This window comes from Syntrophomonas sp. UBA5494 (genome assembly GCF_002426325.1).
The window spans coordinates 26,662-26,904 of the sequence record NZ_DIPG01000009.1 but is presented as its reverse complement, the minus strand read 5'-3'; the positions used below and the strand labels follow the sequence as shown (position 1 = coordinate 26,904).

At 52.3% G+C, this 243-nt stretch carries 1 pseudogene; it reads right to left on the bottom strand.

Annotated features, from left to right (window positions below):
* Positions 1-243: pseudogene (porA, locus tag B3W37_RS01105) on the bottom strand (pyruvate ferredoxin oxidoreductase); the annotation flags it as partial.

The following is a 243-nucleotide window of genomic DNA, read 5'->3' as shown; positions in this document are numbered from 1 at the left end:
GTCTCCACAAGCTCTATATTCTCCACGGCATGACTGGTGATGAAGCCGTCCATACAGGTCATCACCGGCAAGCGCACGCTTAGGTGTTCGCCGATAGGCAGAGCCATGAGAAAATTATCGTAGGCCTCCTGATTATTTTCGGCATAGATTTGAATCCAGCCGGAGTCCCTTGCTCCCATAGAATCGGAGTGGTCGTTGTTTATGTTGATCGGACCCGAAAGAGCCCGGTTGACGCAGGCCAGT